Here is a 24,327-nt window from a genome sequence, read left to right on the forward strand (position 1 = left end):
CTTCACCCCCTATATTCCTGGCTTTTGTTTATGATAATCTGTTGCTTGTTCAAACGCATGTGCCACTCGATAAATGGTGGCTTCATCAAAATGCTTCCCAATAATTTGTAAGCCAAGCGGCAGACCATTATCAAATCCACATGGAACAGAGATTCCTGGTACTCCTGCTAGGTTCACGGGAATCGTCAAAATATCATTCACATACATCGTTAATGGGTCATCAATATTTTCACCGATTTTAAACGCTGGCGTTGGAGTTGTTGGACCAATGATGACATCATATTTTTCAAATACATCTTCAAAGTCCTTCTTAATTAAAGTACGGACTTGCTGTGCTTTTTTGTAATAGGCATCGTAATAACCAGAACTTAATGCAAAGGTACCGAGCATGATTCTGCGTTTTACCTCATCACCGAAGCCTTCTGATCTTGATTTCTTATATAAATCAAGTAAATTATCAGCATTCGATGTCCGATATCCATAGCGGACACCATCAAAACGGGCTAGATTTGCAGACGCTTCTGAAGAAGAAAGCAAATAATAGGCTGCTAATGCATATTTAGAATGAGGCAAGGAAACCTCTTCCCAAACTGCTCCTTGTTTTTCAAGTACTTTTAAAGCATCCAGCACGGACTGACGAACAGATTCTTTTACACCCTCACCAAGGTACTCTTTAGGTACAGCAATTTTCAACCCTTTTACATCACCTGTTAAAGCAGACACGAAATTAGGAACATTAACATTAGCTGACGTGGAGTCCATTGGATCTAATCCGGATACGGCTTGTAATAGATATGCATTATCTTCAACCGTTCTTGTAATAGGTCCAATTTGATCAAGGGAGGAAGCAAATGCAACGAGTCCGAAGCGGGACACACGTCCATATGTTGGTTTTAACCCTACTACCCCGCAAAAAGCTGCAGGCTGGCGGATAGATCCCCCTGTATCTGAACCTAATGAAAACATCACTTCACCCGCTGCAACCGAAGCAGCGGATCCACCTGATGAACCACCTGGTACTCTATCAAGATCCCAAGGATTGCGCGTCTTTTGGTAATGGGAATTTTCGTTTGAAGAGCCCATCGCAAACTCATCCATGTTTAACTTTCCTACTGTTACTGTTTGTTGCTGCTGAAGCTTCTGAACAACGGTAGCATCATAAATGGGGTTAAAGTTCTCTAGAATCTTACTCGCACAGGTTGTCCGAAGACCTTTCGTGACAATATTATCCTTTATGCCAATTGGCATCCCAAATAACAAACCTGTATTGGAATTGGTAGGAAACTCAGCATCAAGTGTTCTTGCTGTTTGCCTAGCCTTTTCTTCATCTAAGGTTAAAAAGGCCTGTACCTTGTCATCTACTTGAGCAATACGTTTATACGACTCATCAACAAGATCAGCAACTTTAATTTCTTTTTTATGTAAAAGTTCATGGAGATCTGAAACTTTATAATCAAATAAACTCACCTTATTCCTCCTTGTCTAGCTCCAGCGCCTAGGGGCTCGGGGTCATAAGCCAATCCGGGTAGAAGGTTAAAGAACAACCTTCTAACCGGCTCGTCTTATGCCTGTCGCCCCTAAGCAAGGCGCTTCTGCTTTTCTTATTACTCCCCAATTATTGCAGGAACTTTAATTTGTCCATCCTGGTGGTCTGGCGCATTTTTTAGTACTTCTTCACGTGGCAACCCTGTTTGCTTGATGTCTTCACGGAAGATATTTTTCATATCCAGCACATGGTAGGTCGGTTCAACATTCTCCGTATCTAATTCATTTAACTGCTCTGCAAATGTGATAATTGCATCCAACTGTTTCGTGAACTTTTCCGCTTCTTCTTCTGTTATCGCTAATCTAGCCAAGTTCGCAACATGCTTAACTTGTTCGTTTGAAATACGTGACATTTTTCAATACCTCCAATCCCTTTTGTCATAATCAATTTACTATTGATAATACCAAACTTTTCCGCATCACCGCAATGATTCCCTCATCAGTATTGGCATATTAAGTACTTTTTAGATTTATAACACAAAAAAAAGGAGCCTTCGCTCCCTTTTTTTGTTCAAGCCCTATCTATAATCCATATTCCTTATGTAGTGCAGCAGACTCCTGTGCCCATATTAATAATTGTGTTCTTTCAAAATACTGCTTTCCCTCAATTACAATATACGGAAGCATGGCTCCATCATAAGAACCTGTAGTATTTAATATTCTTTTTTCCTCAGCCATAATCTTCTTTAATTCCTCTTCTGATATCCCTAAAAGTACAGAAGTTTCTTTTAAATTTAGAAGTATGCTGACTTGTACCTCAGATTTGCTGGCAGAATCAATTACGGCTGGAGCTGGTTTTGAAGCGAGGAGATAACAGCCACTCATGATTCCTAAAGATAAAATCAATGATGAAATCAAATGTGTTTTATTTTCCAGCATATTCATCCCCCAGAAATTCCTTATGTACTAACTATTGTTGAATAACCTCGCCATTATCGTTTAAAGCCCTAACCTTTGGACGAAAGCCTAAACCAAAATAGTATCGTTTACTTCCTTTTTTTATCATTTTTGCTTTTTGGTATTCTTCACTATCCTGTTCGGCTATTTCAATGGCTGCGATATTCTCATTATTGATTTCTCCAAACACAACGTAAATATCTTTAAGTATCTTCCCTTTATCATCATACTTGGTGTAGTTCTCATGATAAGTGGAATAGGTTTCGGTTTCAGCATACTCCCAGCCATTCGGACCATCATTTTTCCATCCCTTTTCATCGTTCCCTTCAAAGAAAGAAACTCCCAGCACCGGTTCTTTTAAATGTTCAACTTCTTCCCCTTCTGCTTTCGTAGTGTATAGGACGATCGTCATTCCATCACTTTTAGTCTTGTATAAAACTTCTTGTACTTCAAATGGAATTGTTTCAGCAATGGCTTTTTCTAGAGTTGGATATTTGCAGCCTGTAAGTGTGAGCATTAGAACAATCACGATAAAAAGAACTTTACATCTTCTCATAATATTCTCCTCCTAGATTTTGGTCAGAGGTTAGTAATCTAGTAATCTCTAGTAAAAAGCACAAGGCATTATTTATGCCCACTTCCTACCTGACCATTTTTCTTTTCGTTCCCATTATGAGTTTACTACCCAGCTTTCTGTCCCCCTTATATAAATTGACTAATTGGTAATCTCCTTATAAATAATAATATTCTAACCTTTTATATAATTCCAGTTATATCCAAATATAGTTCGATATACCTCCTCCTAATTAACCTAGTTAATACAAAAAAGGCAGTCCATTTGACTGCTTTTTTGTTTGCTTATTATCGTTTAAATAGTTTCGCGAAAAGACCTTTGCTTTTTGCGGGTTCAGGCTGACTGATTTCTTTTTGAATGATATAAATTTCTTCCTTATCGATTGCATGATCCATCGCAAGCAGTAAGCCTACTTCTGCATCATGTTCCTTATTGGTTACAATGGTGTGCTCAATATTGTGCTTGGCAGCTAATTTTACATATTTGGATAAGAGCGTATAGTCCATATTTCCATTTAACAAAAGATTGGCCTGAGGATTTTTTTTCATTTCCCTCTCCACCTGAGGGTATATCGTTGCCTCTGCTACTTGGTTTTTCTTAAGAGCAAGAATAATGCGTTCCCGTAATGTTCCTAAAAATTTCCGCCTTTCATCAGGCTTTGTTTCCAAAGGACCATGTATTCCCTGTTGAAGAACTTCCTCAACGTTCTGCTTTTTCAATTAGATCAACTCCATTAAAAGGGCTATTATTATGTATGATAATAACCTAAAAAATGTTCATTTCCAAAAAATTCGTCGCTATCCGAGAGTATTTTCTGCTATCGGAGAGTGTTTGTTATCCGCCACTAACTCCTCCCCTCAAACCAAAAAATCTCCCTCTCCAAATGGAGAGGGGGATTAAATTACGATTATTTTGTAAACTGCTCTTCCTCTGTAGATCCTTTTAACGCAGTTGTAGAGGATGTTCCACCTGTAATAACCATCGAAACTTGGTCAAAGTAGCCTGTTCCTACTTCACGTTGGTGTCTTGTTGCTGTGTATCCATATTGCTCACTATCGAACTCAGCCTGTTGCAATTCGGAGTATGCAGCCATGCCGCGCTCTTTGTAGCCGCGAGCCAGTTCAAACATGCTGTGGTTCAAGGCATGGAAGCCAGCAAGTGTAACGAATTGGAACTTATAGCCCATTTTTCCAAGCTCTTGCTGGAATTTAGCAATCGTTTCTTGGTCGAGCTTCTTCTTCCAGTTAAAGGATGGTGAGCAGTTGTATGCAAGCATTTTACCTGGGAATTTTTCATGAATCGCTTCAGCAAAACGTCTCGCTTCCTCAATGTTCGGCTCAGAAGTTTCACACCAAATAAGATCAGCATATGGTGCATATGCTAAGCCGCGGGCAATCGCCTGATCAAGGCCAGCTTTTGTACGGAAAAAGCCTTCTGCCGTCCGCTCTCCAGTGATAAACGGTGCGTCATTCATATCAATATCACTCGTAATCAAATCGGCCGCATTTGCATCTGTCCGCGCAACCAATACAGTTGGAACACCCATAACATCAGCAGCCAAACGAGCCGCAATTAAGTTACGAACCGCTGTTTGTGTTGGCAATAAGACTTTTCCACCTAAGTGACCACACTTTTTCTCAGAAGAAAGCTGATCTTCAAAGTGTACACCCGCTGCTCCTGCTTCAATCATTCCCTTCATCAATTCAAAACAGTTTAACTGTCCGCCAAAACCAGCTTCTGCGTCAGCTACAATTGGAACAAACCAATCGATTGAATTGTCACCTTCTGAATGGGTGATTTGATCTGCACGCTGAAGTGCTTGGTTAATTCGTTTTACCACACTTGGTACGCTGTTTGCTGGATATAAGCTTTGGTCCGGGTACATATTTCCAGAAAGGTTTGCATCGGCTGCAACCTGCCAGCCGCTTAGGTAGATTGCTTTCAAACCTGCTTTTACCTGCTGAACAGCTTGATTTCCTGTTAGTGCCCCTAGTGCATTAACGTAATCTTCTTCATTTATCTGGTTCCAAAGCTTTTCTGCTCCACGTTTAGCCAATGTATGTTCGATGTCAATAGAACCACGAAGCTTGATAACATCCTCTGCCGTATATGGTCTAATAATTCCATTCCAACGTTTATCCATTTCCCAGCTTTCTTGTAACTCCATCGCTCTTGAATTAGTCATTTTAAATTCCTCCTATTAATCTATTAAAATTTTTTTATAAAAGCTTATATCCAGGTAATGTTAAAAACTCTTCAAATTCATCATTTAAGATCAATCGGTCAAATAGTTCAACCGCTTCAGTGAAACGTCCATTCTCATAAGCGTGAGATCCAATTTCATTTTTAATTTTTTCTAATTCCTCATCCTTAAATTGCTCATACATGGCTGCAGTTACTTTCCTGCCATCCGCGAGCACACCTTTAGGGTGTCGGATCCATTGCCATAACTGAGCCCTTGAGATTTCAGCAGTTGCCGCGTCCTCCATTAAGTTTTGAATAGGGGCAGCTCCTCTTCCAGATAACCAGGAAGCAATGTATTGAATTCCAACATTGATATTAACGCGGACACCTTCTTCGGTAATTTTACCTCCAGGTGTCTCGAGCAAATCACTGGCTGTTATCGTAATCTTTTGTTGTTTGGTTGTATGAATCTGGTTCGCTACCGGCATTTCTCTATCAAATACTTCTAGAGCTGCCGGTACAAGATCAGGGTGTGCTACCCATGTACCATCATGACCATCGTATGCTTCACGTTCTTTATCAGCACGGACCTTTGCAAATGCTTCTTCGTTAGCCTGTGGATTATCGCGGATTGGAATTTGTGCCGCCATTCCTCCAATCGCCGGTGCCTTCCGGCGGTGACAGGTTTGAATCGTAAGCAATGAATAAGAACGCATAAACGGTGCAGTCATGGTTACCTGGGATCTATCTGGCAGAATGATATTTTCATGGTTACGCAGTTTTTTTAAGTAACTAAAAATATAATCCCATCTGCCGCAGTTCAAGCCTGCTGAGTGTTCCTTTAATTCAAATAGAATTTCATTCATTTCAAATGCAGCCATAATGGTTTCAAGTAAGACAGTCGCTTTAATTGTTCCTTGTGCAATTCCAAGCTTGTTTTGAGCAAAAATAAAGACATCATTCCATAGCCGCGCTTCTAAATGGCTTTCTAGCTTTGGCAGGTAAAAATAAGGACCTGATCGTCGAGCCAGTAAATTTTTCACATTATGGAAAAAGTACATTCCAAAATCAAAAAAGCTCCCGGAAATAGGCTTGCCATTAAACAGCACATGTTTCTCTTCTAAATGAAGTCCGCGCGGTCTTACTAGCAGGACGGCTGTTTCCTCATTCAGCACATATCTTTTTCCATTTTGATTTTCATGGGAAATCGTCCGATTTACTGCGTCTCTTAGGTTGATTTGTCCCTCGACGATATTTTCCCAGGTTGGTGAAGTTGCATCTTCACAATCTGCCATAAAAACCTTTGCACCTGAATTCAGAGCATTAATGACCATTTTTCGATCTGTTGGTCCGGTAATCTCTACACGACGATCCTGAAGGTCTTTTGGCAATGGAGCAATTGTCCAGTCACCATTACGAATATGCTTTGTTTCTGAAAGGAAATCCGGAAGTTTTCCGTTATTCAAATCCTCTTGGCGTTTTCTCCTGTACTGTAACAGTTCAATTCGCCTTGCTCCAAATTTTCGCTCCAGCTCCTCGATAAATTTCAGCGCTTCTGTTGTTAAAATCTCATCGTAATGCGCTTTGAGGGCACCGATTACTTCAATACCTGATGTTTGCGTCGACATGAACTTATTCACCTCTTTGTTATAATACAGTGTATTTCCTTGTGTTGTATTATATAACACAATAAATTAAAATGGAACTACTTTTTCAGAAAATTTTCAAAAATAGGTACAAATTCCCTGTTGAAGTTTTTTTAAGTATTGTTTCCAATTTGATCAAGTCATTAAAAGGTGTTTTTTCCCAATAATATTTAGCAAATGGAAGGTCATGATATAGAGGTGATTCACAATTATTTTAAGGAGGAATTGTTATGCCACAAATTGATGTCAATCAATTAAATCAAGCGAAGGCTAATGTTACATTGACACAAACCCTGCTAAGTCAAGCAATTGAAAAAGCAAATTCAGACCCAACCCTAGCTCAGGAAGCAATGAAACAAGCTTCCAGTGAAATCTCTTCTGCTTTGTCTGCCGTTACGCAAGCACAAAATACAGTTAAATCTACTTCATCCGAATAAAAGTATTATCTAGAAAAAGGGCTGCCGATATAGTTATCGACAGCCCTCCTATTTATGAAATACGTTCATATCTTTCTTTTGCTAAGATATACATCGCACTACCCCATCCTAACGGGGTATTGGAATTATATTCTGTAGATTTGGCAAAGTATAGTTCGGGCAAACTGCCATCCGTGAGCATCACATTTTCTGTTTGTGCGACATACTGCTTAGCTTTTTTAAGATCACCTAATTCTAAATGGCATAGTGCCAGCCAGGGCAGACCAAATGTCCATTCAGCCTCGGTGCCATAGTAAAACGATAATTCGTGATGTCTTCCTTCATGTTCAATGGTGGAATAATAGGAATCTCCCTTGTAGCGAATTACCCCTCGCTCCCGTAAGAGGTTCATTTCAATGTGGTCAACAACCACTTTCGCTTCTTCCCCTGCCAAAATCCGATATGGGTAGATTAAACTCAATTGAGCCAAATCGAAGGGACGATCGCTGCTTTCATGTGGGTAAAGATTTGAAAGAGTTTGATAACCATTTGTAATCCATTCTCCTGGTACAAACACAATGTCTTTTACTGCCTGTAGACCTGCGACACATGCACCGACAGAGCTAGAATGAACCTCTCTCCATTCTTCCCACATTCCATTATCTGCGTCATCCCAGTACTCCACACAACCTAAATAGCCAACCAGCTTTTGAACAACTTCATGATCCTTTCCATCTCTGATTATTCTTTTTCCATTCTGTTGGCCCATGCCAATCCCCCATAGTATCGCCCCAATTGCATCATGCTGAGCATGTCCCCATGGGGAATCAATTTCCCTTACTTCGGAGGCAGAGTACCTTGAATGGATATATTCCCATTGCTCCCTCGGTCGTTGAACGGTATGAATATCCAACTTCCATTCGTATTCTCTAAATAAGTCTAGAATCCGATGGTAGGTCGTTTCATAAATGTGATTGTTTTGCTCCAAATACGGCAGTGACATATAAAAAGAGTCCCGTAACCATACATATTGATAGTCCTGTGACGAAGAGGCTAAATATAAACCATGCGGCAAGCGTAACTGATCTAGGATTTGATAACTATGGATTATTCTCTCGCTCATAATTCACCTCGGTACTTTTTGCTATCTTTTTCGCCAATTCATGAACTTTTTATACAAGAAAAAATATGTATAAACTATGAAAAAGTTGTCCATGATGAAACTATAAAAATAGATTAGGAGAGTGTGATAATTGAGTTGGTTGGATAATGGGAGAATGTGGATGACAATGACTTTTTTGATATTAGGGGTGAATATCGATGAGTGTAGAAGAATTAAATAAAATTATTGCTGTAAAAAAGATGGATTTAGAGGAATGTGAACAGGAGCTTAATACTCGCTACTATCCTTCTATCGTGAGAATAGCAATGATGAATTACATTTTAAATTTACAAGAGCAATTAGAAAAGTACGATAACGACCTTATTAATTTGTAAAATCTCAAAAAAGACGTGTGGGAATTCACACGTCCTTTTCAGTGTTGATTATTTCTAATTCTAAAAATCGTAAAAAGTCAGCTTCGCGATTTTGACTGTTTAAGAACTTTTCACTGGTGATCGCTGTTAATATTTTTCCTTTTGTAGAGGAATCCTTCACTTCATTCAATATTCGCTGCCTAGCTGAAAATAGGAATTCTAGATAATCTTCAAACCGTTCATCAAATTGGTGTTCTAGCTGTTCCCGTATTTTCCCTGCCAGTGTTGGACTAGCTCCTCCTGTTGATACCGCAATGCTCAATCGTCCTCGCTGAATATGTGAGGGAACATGAAAATCCGATCCTTCCGGGTCATCAGCAATGGTCACAAGCTGTTGTTCACTCGATGCCATTTTGATAGACTGATTCAACGCTTTGTCGTTCGTTGCTGCAAAAATTAAGAATGCACCTTCAATGTCTTGTTTTGAAAAAGATTTTTCAAGCCACTCTATCTTTCCACTACTAGCCAGCCCTCTAAGTTCATCTGTAGCATTGGGACTAATCACGATGATACACGAACCTGTACCAAGCAGTCCGGTAACTTTCCGCTCCGCAACCTTGCCACCGCCTACAACCACTACTTTTTTACCCTCGAGCCTTAATATAATCGGATAGTTCGAATTCAAGTACACCCCCTACCTTTCTTCGGATGCTGTACTAAGTATTCCACCAAAGCTTCTCTCGTTGCAGTTTCCGGCATTCCGTCCGCCACGAGTCCAGCACGTTCCACAGTAACCTTTGTCTGCTGACCCATGCAAACTACCTGTACATCTTTTAAAAGGTCAAAAACGTCAATGCCGCATTTCTTCAAGCCTTCGATAAATACTCCAACAGATGCTGCGCTTGGAAATACCATCGTATTCACGTCAGCTTCCTCCAGCATTCGTTGAAAAATTGGCAGGAACTGCTGGTCAAGCTCTTTTTTACTCGTGACTAAGAAATCAGCATTTCCAACCTCAAATTTACGATCCTCTCCAACAACCAGCAAGCTTCCTTCTTGTGGCATTTCTTCGATGAGTCTAGCAATAAATCCGCGCTCTTTTAGTGCATTAATAGATTTGCTGGAGCCGCCATAGAAATCAGCCTTTATTTTCCGAATATCAATCCCCTTTTCAATGATCGGATTAAAAAATTCGCCGACACTTTCCGGAGAGGAGAACAAAATTTTATCATATTCCGTTACATTACCTAGCTCAACAGGTAAATTCGTCTTTTTCCATTTTGGAAATTCGATGACATCTGCACCCTTTTCCACCAATTCCTTTGCCAACCCACTTAAACTCTCACTCGTCCGAGCAAGTAATATTTGACGTCCGTACAATGGCATTTTTTCAAACCAGCTGATTTTTTCACGAAGAGCAATCACATCACCAACCAAAATAATCGACGGGTTGCTAAACTTAGCCTCTAGAACCTTTTGGGAGATATCACTTAAAGTTCCTTGAAGGGTTTTCTGGCGGCCAAATGTACCCCACTGAATTAAAATTACTGGGGTGGTAGAAGGTTTTCCATGAGCGATAAGATTTTCACAGATAAACGGCAGATTTCCAACACCCATGTAAAAAGCAATGGTATCGACACCGCGGACAAGCCCTTCCCAATCAAGCATTGGCCTGCCATCGGTTGATTTATCATGGGCAGTGACGACTGCAAACGATTCTGCATGCTCACGATGGGTAACAGGAATTCCTGCATAAAGGGGGGCTGCAATCCCCGATGAAATGCCAGGAACAATTTCAAATGGAATTTGAAAGTGGGCAATGGCTGCCGCTTCTTCGCCAACGCGGCCAAAAACACCAGGGTCTCCGCCTTTTAATCGAACGACAATTTTACCTTCCAGTGCCTTTTCTACTAAAAGATCGTTTATATTCTCTTGGCGTAATATGTGGCGGTCAGGTAATTTGCCACAATAAATCAGCTCACAATCATCCGGAGCAAACTCCAATAGCTTGGGATTGGCAAGCCTGTCATATAAAATGACTTCGGCCTGCTTAATTGCCTCCAATCCCTTTACGGTGATTAATCGAACGTCCCCGGGCCCTGCTCCTACTAAAAATACTTTTCCTGTTTTCATCCTGCAGCCACCCTTCCAAACTCTTTAAATAATAATATAAACGTTATCTTCTTCAACTTCCACCTGATAGGTTTTTACTTGTCCTTCATCTGGTGCTTGAACTTTTCCGTCTGCTAACGAGATTTTCCAATCATAAACCGGGCAAAAAACATATTCACCGCTGATGAGACCTTCGGTTAACACGCCGCCTTTTGGGTGCGGACTGCGATTTTCGACCGCAAATACCTTACCATTAGTTACTTTAAATAATGCGATTTCCTTATCATCAATTTTTACAGAATATCCAGACCCTTCAGGGAGGTTATTATAATTAGCAACTAGAGTCCGAGTTTTTGTTAAAATCATTTCGTATCACTCTCCTGCCTTGACAGTGTGTACTGCATAATATTTATCTTTGATTTTTTCACTTTCGATTGCCTCATTCCAAGGCTCAATGTATTTCTTCAACGTTTGGTCCATACGCTCATTTAATGCTTTTCTTGTTTCTTCATTTGCTAAGATTTCTTTTACATGCTCTAAGCCCACACGTTCTACCCACTTAGAGGTGCGTTCTAGGTAATTAGCTGTTTCGCGGTAGTATTGTAGGTACGCAGCAGTCATTTCCATTACCTCTGCTTCTGTTTTCACTGTAGCTAATAGGTCACCAGCACGGAGATCGACACCGCCGTTCCCAGCAACATAGATTTCCCAGCCGCCATCGATTCCAACAAAGCCAATATCCTTGATTCCCGCCTCTGAACAGTTTCTTGGGCAGGCAGACACGCCCATTTTTACTTTATGTGGAGTATCAAGACGTTCAAATTTCTTCTCAAGTTCAATTCCAAGTGCCATTGAATCCTGTGTTCCATAGCGGCAGAACTGGGCTCCCACACAGGTTTTAACTGTACGTAGTGTTTTTCCATATGCATAACCGGATGGCATATCTAGTTCTTCCCACATGCTTGGCAGGTCTTCCTTTTTGACTCCGAACAAGCCAATTCGCTGTCCGCCAGTTAGTTTTACAAGTGGAACATCATACTTTTCAGCAACCTCTGCGATTTTTTTTAAATCAGCAGCCGTTGTCACACCGCCATACATTCTTGGTACAACTGAGTAAGTTCCATCCTTCTGGATATTCGCATGCATTTTCTCGTTTACTAGGCGTGAGTCACGGTCATCCTTGTATTCATCCATGTGGATCATACCGAGATAGTAGTTGATGGCAGGACGACATTTTGTACATCCTTCTTCATTATTCCACTCTAGGACATTCATTACTTCTTTTACACTTGTTAAACCCTTTTCTTTAATTTCAGCAATTAACTCTTCACGGCTGATTGTCGTACAACCGCAAATACTCGTTTTCTGTGCCGCGGCTGCATCAAATTGATCTCCAAGTGTATAAGCAAGAATATCATTGACCATCGGTTTACAGCGTCCACAAGAACGTCCGGCATTTGTACAATGGCTTACTTGATCAAGTGTTGTCAGACCTTGCGTTTTAATCGCTTCAACAATCGCACCTTTTGTTACACCGTTACAGCCGCACACCAATTCATCATTCGGCATGGAGGCTATATCGCCGCTTCCCCCTTCTGCTGAACACTGTAATTCAAAAATGGATACCCCCGTGATATCTTCCTTTTTAGAAAGCATACGGAACAGTCTTGTACTATCTTTTGTGTCGCCATAGAGCACAATCCCAACAATCCTGTTATTCCGGACTAAAACCCTTTTATAAATACCTTCATATTCGTTATAAACCATAATCGATTTGGTTGTACCATCTTCAAAAATCTCACCTGCAGAGAATAGATCAACGCCAGCGACTTTTAACTGAGTTCCTGTTACTGAACCTTCATATGTTGTTGTTTCGTTTCCACAAATACGGTCAGCAAGAACCTTTCCTTGTTCGTACAATGGTGCAACCAATCCGTAAACAATCTCTCTGTGCTCGGCACATTCACCAACGGCGTACACATTCGGTGCACTAGTTTCCATAAAATCATTTACGACAATTCCACGATTTACGTAGATCCCGCTGTTCTTTGCAACACTTGTATTCGACTTAATCCCGATGGCCATGACAACAAGGTCTGCTTGAACGAAGGATCCATCTTTAAAACGAAGACCAGCAACTCGCTCATCACCTATAATTTCAACCGTTTCCTTTTCCATTAAAAATTTCATGCCTTGTGATTCGAGCTCTGCTTTTAGGAGGCTTGAAGCAATTGGATCTAACTGACGTTCCATTAAACTTGGCATTAGATGGACAACATCCACCTTCATTCCTAAATTTAATAACCCTCTGGCTGCTTCAAGTCCAAGTAGACCGCCTCCGATTACCACTGCCTTTTTATATTGATCCGCTGACTTGATCATCATTTCACAATCTTTTATATCACGAAAACCAGTCACACCTAATTTGTCCGCACCTGGAATTGGCAGAATAAAAGAATTGGAACCCGTTGCAATAATTAATTCATCATACTGTACTTCACGGCCCTGGTCAGATTGTACAAGTTTTCTTTCAATATCAATCTTGGTTACTGTTTCACCTGTATATAAATGAATATTATTTTCTTTATACCAGTCAAATGGATTAATAATGATATCTTCAAAGTTGGTATCTCCTTGAAGAATATTTGATAATTTTATGCGATTGTAGTTTGGATGTGGCTCTTGTCCAAAAATAGTAATTTCAAATTGTTCAGGAGAAAGTTTAAGAATTTCCTCAATCGTTCTAACTCCCGCCATCCCGTTCCCTATCATTACTAGTTTTTTCATCTTGGATCGCTCCTTATTTATGGATAATCTACGAATTTACATTTGATATGTTTATCTCTATAGATACATTGTAAATGCTGAGACGTCGAAAATTTGTGAAGTACATCACAAATAGGTGTTCATTTGTGAAACATTTCACACATTTGTCAAAAAGAAGTTATGATTCATGAATGGAATGACCCAGACACCTTTAAAATTACAATTTAGGTCACTGCAACCTACCCGGAGTGACCCAAACATCTTTTCATTTTCGATTTCAGTCACTCCAGTCGTCCTGGAGTTACCCAAACTCCTTTTCATTTTCGTTTTCGGTCACTCCAGACCTCCTGGAGTTACCCAAACTCCTTTTCATTTTCGTTTTCGGTAACTCCAGACGTCCTGGAGTTACCCAATCATCTTTTCATTTTCCATTTCGGGCACTCCAGACCCCCTGGAGTTACCCTTTCATCTTTTCATTTTCGATTTCGGTCACTCCAGACCCCTGGAGTTACCCAAACTCCTTTTCATTTTCGATTTCGGTCACTCCAGAGGTCCTGGAGTTACCCAATCATCTTTTCATTTTCCATTTCGGTCACTCCAGACCTCCTGGAGTTACCCAATCATCTTTTCATTTTCGATTTCGGTCACTCCAGACCTCCTGGAGTTATACCCAATCATCTTTTCATTTTCCATTTCGGTCACTCCATGGTGACCTCCTATTCCTTAAAATCAGAAAAAAGCCCAATTCATACGAATTGGACTTAATAATTTTTATATTAGTACATTTCAGATGTAGTTTTTGCTTGCATATGAAGCAATAGGTAGTCAGGACCGCCTGCTTTGGAGTCTGTTCCGGACATGTTGAATCCGCCGAATGGCTGATAACCAACAATCGCGCCAGTACATGAACGATTGAAGTATAGGTTACCAACATGGAAGTCTTCACGAGCTTGCTCGAGGTGTTCACGATTAGTCGTGATAACGGCTCCTGTTAAGCCATACTCTGTATTGTTAGCAATTTCGATTGCTTCTGTGAAATCTTTTGCTTTCGTGAAACCAACCACTGGGCCAAAGATTTCTTCCTGCATGATACGTGCATCTGGAGCAAGGTCTGCAATAATTGTCGGATGGATGAAGTAGCCTTTTGAATTGTCTCCTTCGCCACCAGCCATTAGCTTACCTTCTTGCTTGCCGATTTCAACGTACTCCATGATTTTCTTGAAAGCATTGTTATCATTAACAGGGCCCATAAACGTTCCTTGCTCTGTTGGGTCACCAACAGTTAATTGGCTTGTTAATTCAACAACACGGTTTAATACAGTATCATATACATCCTCAACGATTACCGCACGGGAGCATGCAGAACATTTCTGACCAGAGAAGCCAAATGCTCCAGCTACGATGGATTGTGCAGCAAGCTCAAGGTCAGCTTCTGAGTCAACCACAATCGTATCTTTACCGCCCATTTCAGCAATCAAGCGCTTCATCCAAACTTGACCTGGATTCACTTTAGAAGAACGTTCGAAAATACGAAGCCCAACATCACGTGAACCGGTGAAGCTAATAAAACGAGTATCTTTATGGTCTACTAAGTAGTCACCAACTTCTGCACCGCTTCCTGGTACAAAGTTTAATACGCCTTTAGGAAGACCTGCTTCTTCCATAACCTCAACGAATTTCGCTGCGACAACCGGAGTTGTAGAAGCTGGTTTTAAAAGAACAGTGTTACCAGCAACAATCGCTGCCACTGTTGTACCAGCCATAATTGCTAACGGGAAGTTCCAAGGTGAGATGATAATCCCAACACCCAGTGGAACATAGTTATATCGGTTGTATTCGTTTGGACGGCTATTTACTGGTACGCCATCTTTAAGTGCCAACATTTGGCGGCCATAATATTCAAGGAAGTCAATTGCTTCCGCTGTATCTGCATCTGCTTCTCTCCATGGTTTACCTGCTTCTTTTGTTAAAAGGGCAGAAAACTCATGCTTACGGCGGCGAATAATGGTTGCAGCTTTAAATAGTACATCTGCACGTACTTCAGCTTTCACTTTTTTCCAAGTTTTAAATGCTTCAACCGCTGACTGCATTGCTTGTTCAGCAAGGTCTCTGCTAGCTTTTGATACAGAGCCAATGACTTCATCATGATTTGATGGATTATAGGAAACAATTTTATCTTCTGTTGTAATTCTTTCCCCGCCGATTACTAGAGGGTAGTCTTTACCTAAATAACTCTCAACTGTTTTCAATCCGTTTAGATAGGCTTGACGATTTTCTTCATTTGTAAAATCTGTGAATGGTTCATGCTTATAAGGTTGTACCATGTCTTAAAACCTCCTATGTAGTAAAAACATTACATCCTTGTACATTCTAACATGTTTCATTTACTGCTATCAACGGTTAGCCTTGAAGGGTATATTTTGGCAAAAAAAGAACCTGACGTTAAGCCAGGTTAATAAATATGCACAAATGGTTCAGCTTCATTTGCCTTGCGGACGATTAGTGCTTCTGGTCCGTCAACAGAAGAAACACTTACCGAGACGGAAATGTAATTTGGAAAATGCTCGAGAACAAGACCCGTTACATACTGAGTAAACCCTATGGCCTCTGATTTTCCATAGAACTGTATCGGAATCGTAATATCTAAATCAGTAAATTGATCTCCAATATAGAAGGCTCGACCAATGACACCATTAAAGTTTGGAAAATATTCCTCAACATCCTGCTTAAAGTTTAAAAAAGCCGTTACATCATCACGGTGTGCCTCTTGAGCCTCAGTTGATGGAAATAGGAAATACTTCTCAGCAACCGGCTCCCATGTATTAATCGTTGAGCTTCCTTTATCAACATTTGCATAGGTGAAAAAGGTGCCAGGGACAACAGAAGACCTGCTTTGCTGCTCGAATAGTGCAATTGTAATCGGAACATCCTTCAAATTTTTCGTTGCCCGGAGACGTTTAAGGACTTCTTCGGCTATCTTCTTCCCTTCCCGTTCCATTTCGGCAAATTCAATCTCCCTCTCAAAGTAAGGTTCACCTACTGCAGTACGATAATAATGGACGGAATTTAGTGCTAATCCAATCACGACACCGCCCAATTTTACGGTATCATTTTCTCCTTTGATTAGGTAATCATGCTCTAAAATATGGGCTAAGTAGATAGGACTATTACTATTCCCTTCCTTAAAATCTGCACCGTCTGCCATTAGCGGGTTTAAGCCAATATTATCTTCTTCCTTTAATCCCTCTTCCTTTAGTTGGGCCTCTGTAAATTTACGATTCAACCATAATTTAACAGTATTACGTTTTAACTCCTGTCCTTCTCGGAACAAATAGGTTTTTGGGTCGAATTGATGTTGTGCAATTCTCATCAAGCCTGTTTCAAATTCATTAATGTCATATCTAGTATTAATATTTCCAACAATTAAACCACGCGCTTCCCCAGGTTCGAACGGTAAAATCGTCCGATAATAGTTGTCTGAAATATTATATTTTGGAATAATTGCTTTCTCTTCCGCCTCTTCTTTTGTTTGAACTACATTCTCCTGCTTTTGAAAGTTTGGTGCACATCCACTAAGCAGGATCACAAAGGAAAGAGCGAGCAATGAAAGTTTTTTCACTTTTTTACACCTCTTATCTATTTAATTCTACCAAGAGCTTCTCCTCGTCCCACACTTCAATTCCCAGCTCCTGCGCCTTAGTAAGCTTTGAACCAGCATCTTCACCAGCTATTACAAGATGCGTTTTCTTGCTGACACTTCCCGATACGTTTCCTCCAAGGGCTTCAATCTTCTCCTTGGCTTCATTCCTAGAGAGCTGTTCAAGTTTCCCTGTCAAAACAACCGTCTTCCCAGCAAAAATACTATCTGATTCTTCCGCAGAAATCGGTTTAGCTCCTTTATATTCCATATTAACTCCTGCTGCCACTAGCTCCTTCAACAGTTCTTCTGCCTCTTCCTGTTCAAAGAACGCAACAATGGAATCTGCCATTTTATCACCAATTTCATTGATCGCAATCAAGTCTTCCTTTGTTGCAACAGCTAGTTTATCCATCGTATCAAAGCTTTGCGCAAGTGTTTTTGCTGCTTTTGCGCCAACATGGCGAATCCCCAGGCCGAATAAAAGTTTTTCTAACGAATTAGCTTTAGATGCTTCAATCGCTTTTAACAGATTTGTAACTGATTTTTCACCCATTCTTTCTAAGGCTATTAACTGTTCATAGGTTAGTTTATAAATATCTGCAACATCACTTATTAATTTTTCCGCAAAAAGCTGGCTGATTACTTTTTCACCAAGACCATCGATGTTCATCGCATCTCGTGATACAAAATGAATCAATCCTTCACGAATTTGCGCAGGACATTTCGGATTAATACAACGTAAAGCAACTTCTCCTTCAAAACGGACAAGCTCGCTTTCACATTCTGGACAATGCGTTGGCATTTGGAAGTCACGTTCTTCACCTGTTCGATGATCTGCCAGCACATTAACCACTTCGGGAATAATATCTCCAGCTTTTTTAACAACCACCTGGTCGCCAATCTTAATATCTTTTTCACGAATTAAGTCTTCATTATGCAAGGAAGCACGCTGAACCGTTGTACCAGCTACCTTAACCGGCTTTAGAATAGCAGTTGGAGTGACAACACCAGTTCTTCCTACGCTTAATTCAATGTCTATCAGAGTTGTAACGACTTCTTCAGCAGGGAATTTATAGGCAATCGCCCAGCGTGGACTTTTTGCCGTTGTTCCAAGCTTGCTCTGGTGTTCATAGGAATCTACCTTAATAACAATTCCATCTATTTCATATGGTAAATTCGGGCGCTTATCAACCCAGCTATTTACATATTCAATTACCTCGTTAATAGTAGGGCATTTTCGTCGCTCTTTATTCGTTTTAAAGCCAAGACGATCTAAATAATCAAGTCCTTCACTATGAGAAGCAGCGTCTATTTCATTACTGCCGCTAATTCCATATAAAAAGACATCAAGGTTCCGAGAAGCTGCGATTTTCGGATCAAGCTGTCTTAATGAACCTGCTGCCGCATTTCGTGGGTTTGCAGCTAACTCTTCTCCGCGTTCTTCTTTCGCTTTATTTAAAGCTTCGAATGACCTCTTCGGCATGTAAGCCTCACCGCGAACTTCTAATGTTGCATTTTCTCGCATTCGGAGAGGAATGGATTTAATTGTCTTTAGGTTTGCTGTAATATCCTCACCAATGGTTCCGTCTCCTCTTGTTGCTCCTTGGATAAACAAGCCATTTTCATAGCGTAATGATACGGCAAGACCATCAATCTTTAATTCACAAACAAAGGAGAAATCATCTCCGACAGCCTGACGAATACGGCGGTCAAAATCTTTTAAGTCCTGTTCGTTAAAGGCGTTACCCAAGCTTAGCATTGGTGTTCGGTGCTCTACTTTTTCAAATAAGTCTAGTACCTTACCGCCAACACGAACAGATGGTGAATCTGGTGTTTTTAATTCTGGAAAGTTTGCCTCTATCTCTAGCAGTTCCTGCATTAATCGATCATATTCTGCATCAGGTACTGAAGGTTGATCCAGCACATAATATTCATAGCCATATTGATTTAATAGGCTTCTTAGTTCATTGACTTTCAGTTCCGCTGTTTGAAGGTCCATAAATCCAGCCCTTTCATTGTAAAATTATACGAGAATAGCCCCATAATAGGGGCAATTCTTTTTTTATACTTTGGTCGTGTTGATTTCCGCTCCAGGCACTTCGTTTTTTCGCGGGCGGTACGGGGAGCCTCCCTCAAGACATTGAATAAGCTTCATTGAAAAAGCCCCCGCACGAAGGAAATGCCATAGCAATTTCGAGAATCTCGTGCCTTCTGCTCCAATCAACCATGAGCTATATAACCTATACTTTTTTAATGGGTGCGAATTTTGCAAGCAGGCGTTTAATACCTGTTGGGCTTGGGAAAGCAATATCCAGCTCTGTTCCTTCGCCTTCTCCTTTAACACTTACCACTGTTCCAATGCCCCATTTGCCATGTTCAGCTTTATCGCCGACTCTCCAGCCGATGGTATCCCCGCCAGTAGAAGAAGCTACAGGTCTCATGACTGGTTTTCTAGTTGCCGGTGTACCAAAGGAGGTTCCTGTTGTACTAGAAGTACTCCTTCCAAAAGAAGTCCCTCTTGATCCAAACGATGTATTCTTCCGTTCGTCTTTTTCCACACCTTCTAAAAGGTCTTCAGGGATTTCACGGATAAACCGGGAAGCAGGATTCATGCTTGTACGCCCAAACAACGTTCTCATTTGAGCATTTGTGATGAAAAGAGTTTGCTCTGCCCGAGTAATCCCTACGTATGCCAAGCGGCGCTCTTCTTCCATTTCTGCTTCTTCCATTAATGAACGACTGTGAGGGAAAACTCCCTCTTCCAATCCAATTAAAAAGACGACTGGAAATTCTAATCCTTTTGCAGAGTGCAAGGTCATAAGGGTAATCGAATCTGTTTTTTCACCGTCTTCATCTAGCGAATCAATATCTGCGACAAGTGCTAAATCCGTTAAGAAAGCAACTAAACTTCTATCTTCACTCACTTCTTCAAAGTTCTTTGTTACAGATAATAATTCGTCAAGGTTCTCAAGTCTGCTTTGGGCTTCGATTGATTTCTCTGCCTTCAGCATTTCACGATAACCAGACTTATCTAAAATATCCTCAACCAATTCGGTTACAGATAGAAATTCCTGCATTTGAGTATAGTTTTTAATTAAATCTCTAAATTCTCTGGCACCCTTGGTGATTTTTGGACTTAACCCTAGTAACTCAACTGAGTCGAGCGCCTGAAAAATAGAGATATCATGCATGGCAGCAAAGTCAGCCATTTTATCTACTGAACTTGACCCAATTCCACGCTTCGGTACGTTAATAATACGCTGTAAGCTGATGTCATCATCAGGATTAGAAATGAGCCTCAAATATGCAAGCATGTCCTTGATTTCTTTTCTGTCATAGAACTTCGTTCCGCCTACAATGCTGTATTCAATATTTGATTTTAACAGCACTTCCTCCATTACACGGGACTGAGCGTTTGTCCGGTAAAGGATGGCAACGTCGGAAAGCTTGTACTTGCCATCGCGCATTAATTCTTTAATTTTCCCCGCAACAAACTGTGCTTCACCTTGCTCACTATCTGCACGATAGTAAACAAGTTTGTTTCCCTCTGGGTTTTCCGTCCAAAGATTCTTTGCCTTACGGGTTACATTATTTTCGATTACCTTATTTGCTGCTAGTAGAATTCTTTTTGTGGAACGATAGTTTTGCTCTAGGAGAATAACAGTAGCATTCGGATAATCTTTTTCAAACGAGAGAATATTGGCAATGTCTGCTCCACGCCAGCGATAAATCGACTGGTCGGAGTCCCCAACAACACATAGATTCTTAAAACGGTTCGCAAGAAATTTTACCAGCATATACTGTGCTCGGTTTGTATCCTGATATTCATCGACATGAATGTACTGGAATTTCCGTTGATAATATTCAAGCACTTCAGGTACACGTTGAAACAATTGAATCGTCATCATAATCAAGTCATCAAAATCGAGTGCTTGATTTTTCCGTAACCGTTTCTGATATTCTGTATATACATCGCTAACCGTTTGTTCAAAATAGCCGCCAGCGGTTTTTGCGTACTCTTCCGGATCAATTAATTCATTTTTTGCTGAGCTGATAGCCCCTAAAATTGCCCGCGGATCATATTTTTTGGGATCAAGGTTCTTATCTTTAAGAATTCCTTTAACCACTGATTGCTGATCGCCTGTATCTAAAATTGTAAAGTTGCGGTTAAAGCCCATCCTGTCGATGTCCCTGCGCAGTATTCTTACACACATGGAGTGAAAAGTGGAGATCCAAATTTCTTCCGCTGCTCCGCCCATCATTTTCCCGATACGCTCTCTCATTTCGCGAGCTGCTTTATTTGTAAAGGTAATCGCTAAAATGTTATAAGGATTTACACGTTTTTCAACAATTAAATAGGCTATACGGTGCGTTAGTACTCTCGTTTTTCCACTTCCTGCACCGGCCATTAGTAAAAGCGGACCGTCCGTTGCTTTTACTGCATTTTGTTGTTCTGGGTTTAAACCATTTAAAAGCTTTTCTGATAAATATTGCAATTCCTTCACCACCATACCAAACATTTGTTCTTATTTTAACTCTTTCTATCCAATTAAGCAAATTTCATCGTACGCTTTTTACTGTTGCCAAGGCTTGGTCAAAATGATCATAAATGGCGTTTCCAACCACAATAACATCGGCATACTTAGCCATTTCAGAGGCTTGATCAACTGTTGAAATTCCTCCGCCATAGAATAGGACCGTTTTCTCCAAAACCTTCTTAACTTCAGCTACTACTTGAACATCCCCATATCGACCACTATATTCAAGATAAAAGATTGGCAAATGAAACATTTTCTCTGCCATCATCGCATAAGCCTTTACTTCTTCGGTCGAAGCATCTGCAATGGCAGAAGTCAGTTTAGCTGCTTTGCATTCTTCATTCAATATGCAATAGCCTTCCATGACGATTTCTTCCCAATCCATAATTTCACCAAATTCTTTAACTGCGCGATGGTGAAGTCCAGTTATCCACTTTGTATCATTGCTATTTAAAATTGTCGGAATAAAATAAAGGTCAAATCCAGGGGTAACGATATCAATACTTGAAACTTCGAGGACACAAGGAACGGTATAGCGGCGAATTCGAGCCATAAGATCCAGAACCTTTTCCAGGGTTACCCCATCTGTTCCTCCAACCATTACTGCGTCTGTTCCGGATCCGCATATTTTCTCTAGCTTATCATCCGATATCTCTTTATTTGGATCGAGTTTAAACACATGGCGCCACTCGCGAAAATCATACATCCCAAGATCCTCCCATTCAATCTTACATTACACCATTATAGCATTAGCTCATTCGATTAAAAAAGAAAACACTAAATTCGCTAATAGAAATTCTAACCATATAAAAAGCGGAAGCGCCTTCGGAACAAGCACAGCTTGTTCCTGCGAAGATTATTCGAAGGAGCTTCCCTTTGTGCTCAGGGGCGACAGGCATAAGACGAGCCGGCGAGAAGGTTGCTCTTTAACCTTCTTGACGGATTGTCGGAAATGTGGAGGCGACTGCCCTGGGACGAAGGCATAAGACGAAACCTGCAAGAAGGCGCTCTTTGCCTTCTTCAGGGGGCGGCTTATGACTCGAGTCCCAAGGAGCCGAAACTAGACAAGCTTATGACCCCGAGCCCCTAGGCGCTGGAGCTGGATTAAAAAAGAAAAACCGAAGAGTGGTCTCTTCGGTTCGGATTATTTTTCTTCTGTTATATTTTCCGTCTTAATCCGCTCTAATACCATTTCATAGGTGTCATTACCAAAATTTAAGCAACGCTTCACACGTGAAATGGTTGCTGTGCTTGCACCCGTTTCAGTCTCAATTTTATGATAGGTATTACCATCACGTAGCATTCTTGCTACATCTAAACGTTGTGCTAATGATTGAATTTCATTAATGGTACATAGATCATCAAAGAATCGATAGCATTCCTCAAGGTCCTTCAATGAGAGTACAGCTTGAAATAACTGATCAAGCTCTTTTCCACGTAACTTATTAATTTGCATATATTTAACCCCTTTAATTAGTTAAGAATTATTTTACATTAAACGAAACACTTGTTTGAAGACCCGGATTCGTCGGAACCACATTGACCCATGTCTTTCCTTGAACAAACGGTACAACTTCGCCATTACTCACTGGAACGATTACACCGTTATCATTTTTCCATTCCACTTGGATTACCTTACCCTTTTGCAGTAAGTAGCCAGATCCCCCTGATTCTAAATCAATTTCCTTATGAGCCGCCTCATCAATAACTTGATGGGTAGTCTCAATTATAAACAGATTATCAATCAGAATGGGTTCTTTCGATTCATGATCAATGGTTTGATCCCCATTAGAGTAGCGCTTGTATTTTCCAACTGAAGCATCATATTCGTAAATCGAATCGAAAATCCCACTAGCAGAATATGAAATCATTACAGATTTCGCTTCATCCCCCGTTACCGATTTACTTTCATCCTCAGTTAAAAATTTAAACTCTGGCGGAGACTGATCCATCGAGTATTTCTTTTCCTTTGCACCTTTTAAAACATTTTCATACGTAATATAGGAATTATGGGGTGCGTCTCGGAAACTTGCTCTTTTAAACAGTGTTCCATCATAGACCATACCATTTAAATTATCAACATAGCCGCGTTCAAGCAATTCTCTTGCCTCTTCACTATAGCCGTGGGCTATAAAAAGCGCATCCAGACCTTTTGCCAGATCAACGTAATAGTCCCTTGCACTTCGAACGGGACCCATATTGTCTGGTTTTTCACTTTGGAAAACAGCAAGGAACCGAGTAACATCGCCTTCTGCTAGAATTTCATAAACAATATCCGCTTTGTGTAAACCAGATTGAGGTCTCGCCTTTGGATGATTATTAATCATAACCGCCACTGCTCTTCCATCTGTCTTAGTCTCTGAACCTACCCCAGTTAATGGGTAGTGATACGGGATTTCATTTTCTACCTCATCTTGTATCACTTCTTCAACTTCTTTTACCGGCTCTTTTGGTCCATTAGCCTTTTGTTTATCGGTGCAGCCAGAGAGTAGTAAAAGAATTGCTGTTGCTGCAACAGCCAATTTCTTCATAC

General features: G+C 40.5%; 21 protein-coding genes. 2 read left to right on the forward strand and 19 right to left on the reverse strand.

Going from position 1 to position 24,327, the window contains the following annotated elements:
• Positions 1–9 precede the first annotated feature (9 nt).
• The 7 genes from gatA to aceB form a co-directional block, all read right to left on the reverse strand.
• Complete coding sequence (gatA, locus tag TR08_RS17675; protein WP_045520361.1) at positions 10–1,467, reverse strand: Asp-tRNA(Asn)/Glu-tRNA(Gln) amidotransferase subunit GatA; 1,458 nt, start codon at positions 1,465–1,467, stop codon at positions 10–12.
• 137 nt (positions 1,468–1,604) lie between these two features.
• On the reverse strand, positions 1,605–1,898 hold the full coding sequence (gene gatC, locus TR08_RS17680; protein ID WP_045520364.1) for an Asp-tRNA(Asn)/Glu-tRNA(Gln) amidotransferase subunit GatC: 294 nt from the start codon (positions 1,896–1,898) through the stop codon (positions 1,605–1,607).
• 169 nt (positions 1,899–2,067) lie between these two features.
• Positions 2,068–2,424: a hypothetical protein gene (locus tag TR08_RS17685; protein ID WP_045520366.1), complete on the reverse strand. Its 357-nt coding sequence runs from the start codon at positions 2,422–2,424 to the stop codon at positions 2,068–2,070.
• A gap of 31 nt (positions 2,425–2,455) precedes the next feature.
• Positions 2,456–2,998: a hypothetical protein gene (locus TR08_RS17690; RefSeq protein WP_045520368.1), complete on the reverse strand. Its 543-nt coding sequence runs from the start codon at positions 2,996–2,998 to the stop codon at positions 2,456–2,458.
• A gap of 305 nt (positions 2,999–3,303) precedes the next feature.
• Positions 3,304–3,735: a YueI family protein gene (locus TR08_RS17695; RefSeq protein ID WP_045520370.1), complete on the reverse strand. Its 432-nt coding sequence runs from the start codon at positions 3,733–3,735 to the stop codon at positions 3,304–3,306.
• A gap of 188 nt (positions 3,736–3,923) precedes the next feature.
• Entirely contained in the window at positions 3,924–5,201 is a 1,278-nt protein-coding gene (gene aceA, locus TR08_RS17700; RefSeq protein WP_045520372.1) for an isocitrate lyase, read from the reverse strand.
• Between the two features lie 34 nt (positions 5,202–5,235).
• Positions 5,236–6,828 carry a malate synthase A gene (gene aceB / locus TR08_RS17705; RefSeq protein WP_045520373.1) on the reverse strand — a complete coding sequence of 531 codons (1,593 nt, stop codon included), beginning with the start codon at positions 6,826–6,828 and terminating at the stop codon, positions 5,236–5,238.
• Between the two features lie 248 nt (positions 6,829–7,076).
• On the opposite strand from aceB, the gene TR08_RS17710 reads away from it, so the two are divergent.
• Positions 7,077–7,283, forward strand: coding sequence for a hypothetical protein (locus TR08_RS17710; protein ID WP_045520375.1), 207 nt, complete (start codon positions 7,077–7,079; stop codon positions 7,281–7,283).
• Between the two features lie 52 nt (positions 7,284–7,335).
• Here the strand turns inward: TR08_RS17710 and TR08_RS17715 are convergent, their stop codons facing one another.
• On the reverse strand, positions 7,336–8,385 hold the full coding sequence (locus tag TR08_RS17715) for a glycoside hydrolase family 15 protein (RefSeq protein WP_045520382.1): 1,050 nt from the start codon (positions 8,383–8,385) through the stop codon (positions 7,336–7,338).
• 197 nt (positions 8,386–8,582) lie between these two features.
• Here TR08_RS17715 and TR08_RS32645 point away from each other — a divergent pair, with 197 nt between their 5' ends.
• Complete coding sequence (locus TR08_RS32645) at positions 8,583–8,759, forward strand: hypothetical protein (RefSeq protein ID WP_193747778.1); 177 nt, start codon at positions 8,583–8,585, stop codon at positions 8,757–8,759.
• Positions 8,760–8,784: 25 nt separating this feature from the next.
• On the opposite strand, the gene TR08_RS17720 is transcribed toward TR08_RS32645, so the two are convergent.
• The 11 genes from TR08_RS17720 to TR08_RS17770 all read right to left on the reverse strand — a co-directional run bounded on the left by TR08_RS17720 (position 8,785) and on the right by TR08_RS17770 (position 24,325).
• Positions 8,785–9,423, reverse strand: a complete 639-nt coding sequence (locus TR08_RS17720) for an NAD(P)-binding protein (protein ID WP_045520384.1) — start codon at positions 9,421–9,423, stop codon at positions 8,785–8,787.
• Complete coding sequence (gene cobA, locus TR08_RS17725; RefSeq protein WP_045520386.1) at positions 9,420–10,871, reverse strand: uroporphyrinogen-III C-methyltransferase; 1,452 nt, start codon at positions 10,869–10,871, stop codon at positions 9,420–9,422. Before cobA ends, TR08_RS17720 begins: the two co-directional genes overlap by 4 nt.
• Positions 10,872–10,895: 24 nt before the next feature.
• Positions 10,896–11,216 (reverse strand): nitrite reductase small subunit NirD, encoded by a 321-nt coding sequence (gene nirD / locus TR08_RS17730; RefSeq protein WP_081954538.1) that lies wholly within the window; start codon positions 11,214–11,216, stop codon positions 10,896–10,898.
• A gap of 6 nt (positions 11,217–11,222) precedes the next feature.
• Positions 11,223–13,637, reverse strand: coding sequence for a nitrite reductase large subunit NirB (gene nirB, locus TR08_RS17735; RefSeq protein WP_045520388.1), 2,415 nt, complete (start codon positions 13,635–13,637; stop codon positions 11,223–11,225).
• A gap of 755 nt (positions 13,638–14,392) precedes the next feature.
• Positions 14,393–15,940 (reverse strand): L-glutamate gamma-semialdehyde dehydrogenase, encoded by a 1,548-nt coding sequence (gene pruA / locus TR08_RS17740; protein WP_045520390.1) that lies wholly within the window; start codon positions 15,938–15,940, stop codon positions 14,393–14,395.
• A 128-nt stretch (positions 15,941–16,068) separates the two neighbouring features.
• Positions 16,069–17,235, reverse strand: a complete 1,167-nt coding sequence (locus tag TR08_RS17745) for a CamS family sex pheromone protein (protein ID WP_045520391.1) — start codon at positions 17,233–17,235, stop codon at positions 16,069–16,071.
• A 13-nt stretch (positions 17,236–17,248) separates the two neighbouring features.
• A complete protein-coding gene (ligA, locus tag TR08_RS17750) occupies positions 17,249–19,255 on the reverse strand; it encodes an NAD-dependent DNA ligase LigA (RefSeq protein WP_045520393.1) in 2,007 nt (668 codons plus the stop codon).
• A gap of 241 nt (positions 19,256–19,496) precedes the next feature.
• Positions 19,497–21,752, reverse strand: coding sequence for a DNA helicase PcrA (gene pcrA, locus TR08_RS17755; RefSeq protein ID WP_045520395.1), 2,256 nt, complete (start codon positions 21,750–21,752; stop codon positions 19,497–19,499).
• Positions 21,753–21,816: 64 nt separating this feature from the next.
• A complete protein-coding gene (locus tag TR08_RS17760) occupies positions 21,817–22,500 on the reverse strand; it encodes a heptaprenylglyceryl phosphate synthase (protein ID WP_045520397.1) in 684 nt (227 codons plus the stop codon).
• 438 nt (positions 22,501–22,938) lie between these two features.
• Positions 22,939–23,250, reverse strand: a complete 312-nt coding sequence (locus tag TR08_RS17765) for a YerC/YecD family TrpR-related protein (protein ID WP_045520399.1) — start codon at positions 23,248–23,250, stop codon at positions 22,939–22,941.
• A gap of 28 nt (positions 23,251–23,278) precedes the next feature.
• Positions 23,279–24,325 carry a DUF3048 domain-containing protein gene (locus TR08_RS17770; RefSeq protein WP_045520400.1) on the reverse strand — a complete coding sequence of 349 codons (1,047 nt, stop codon included), beginning with the start codon at positions 24,323–24,325 and terminating at the stop codon, positions 23,279–23,281.
• Between the last annotated feature and the right edge of the window lie 2 nt (positions 24,326–24,327).

This window comes from Neobacillus niacini (assembly GCF_000759675.1).
GTDB classification, from domain to species: Bacteria; Bacillota; Bacilli; order Bacillales; family Cytobacillaceae; genus Neobacillus; species Neobacillus niacini_A.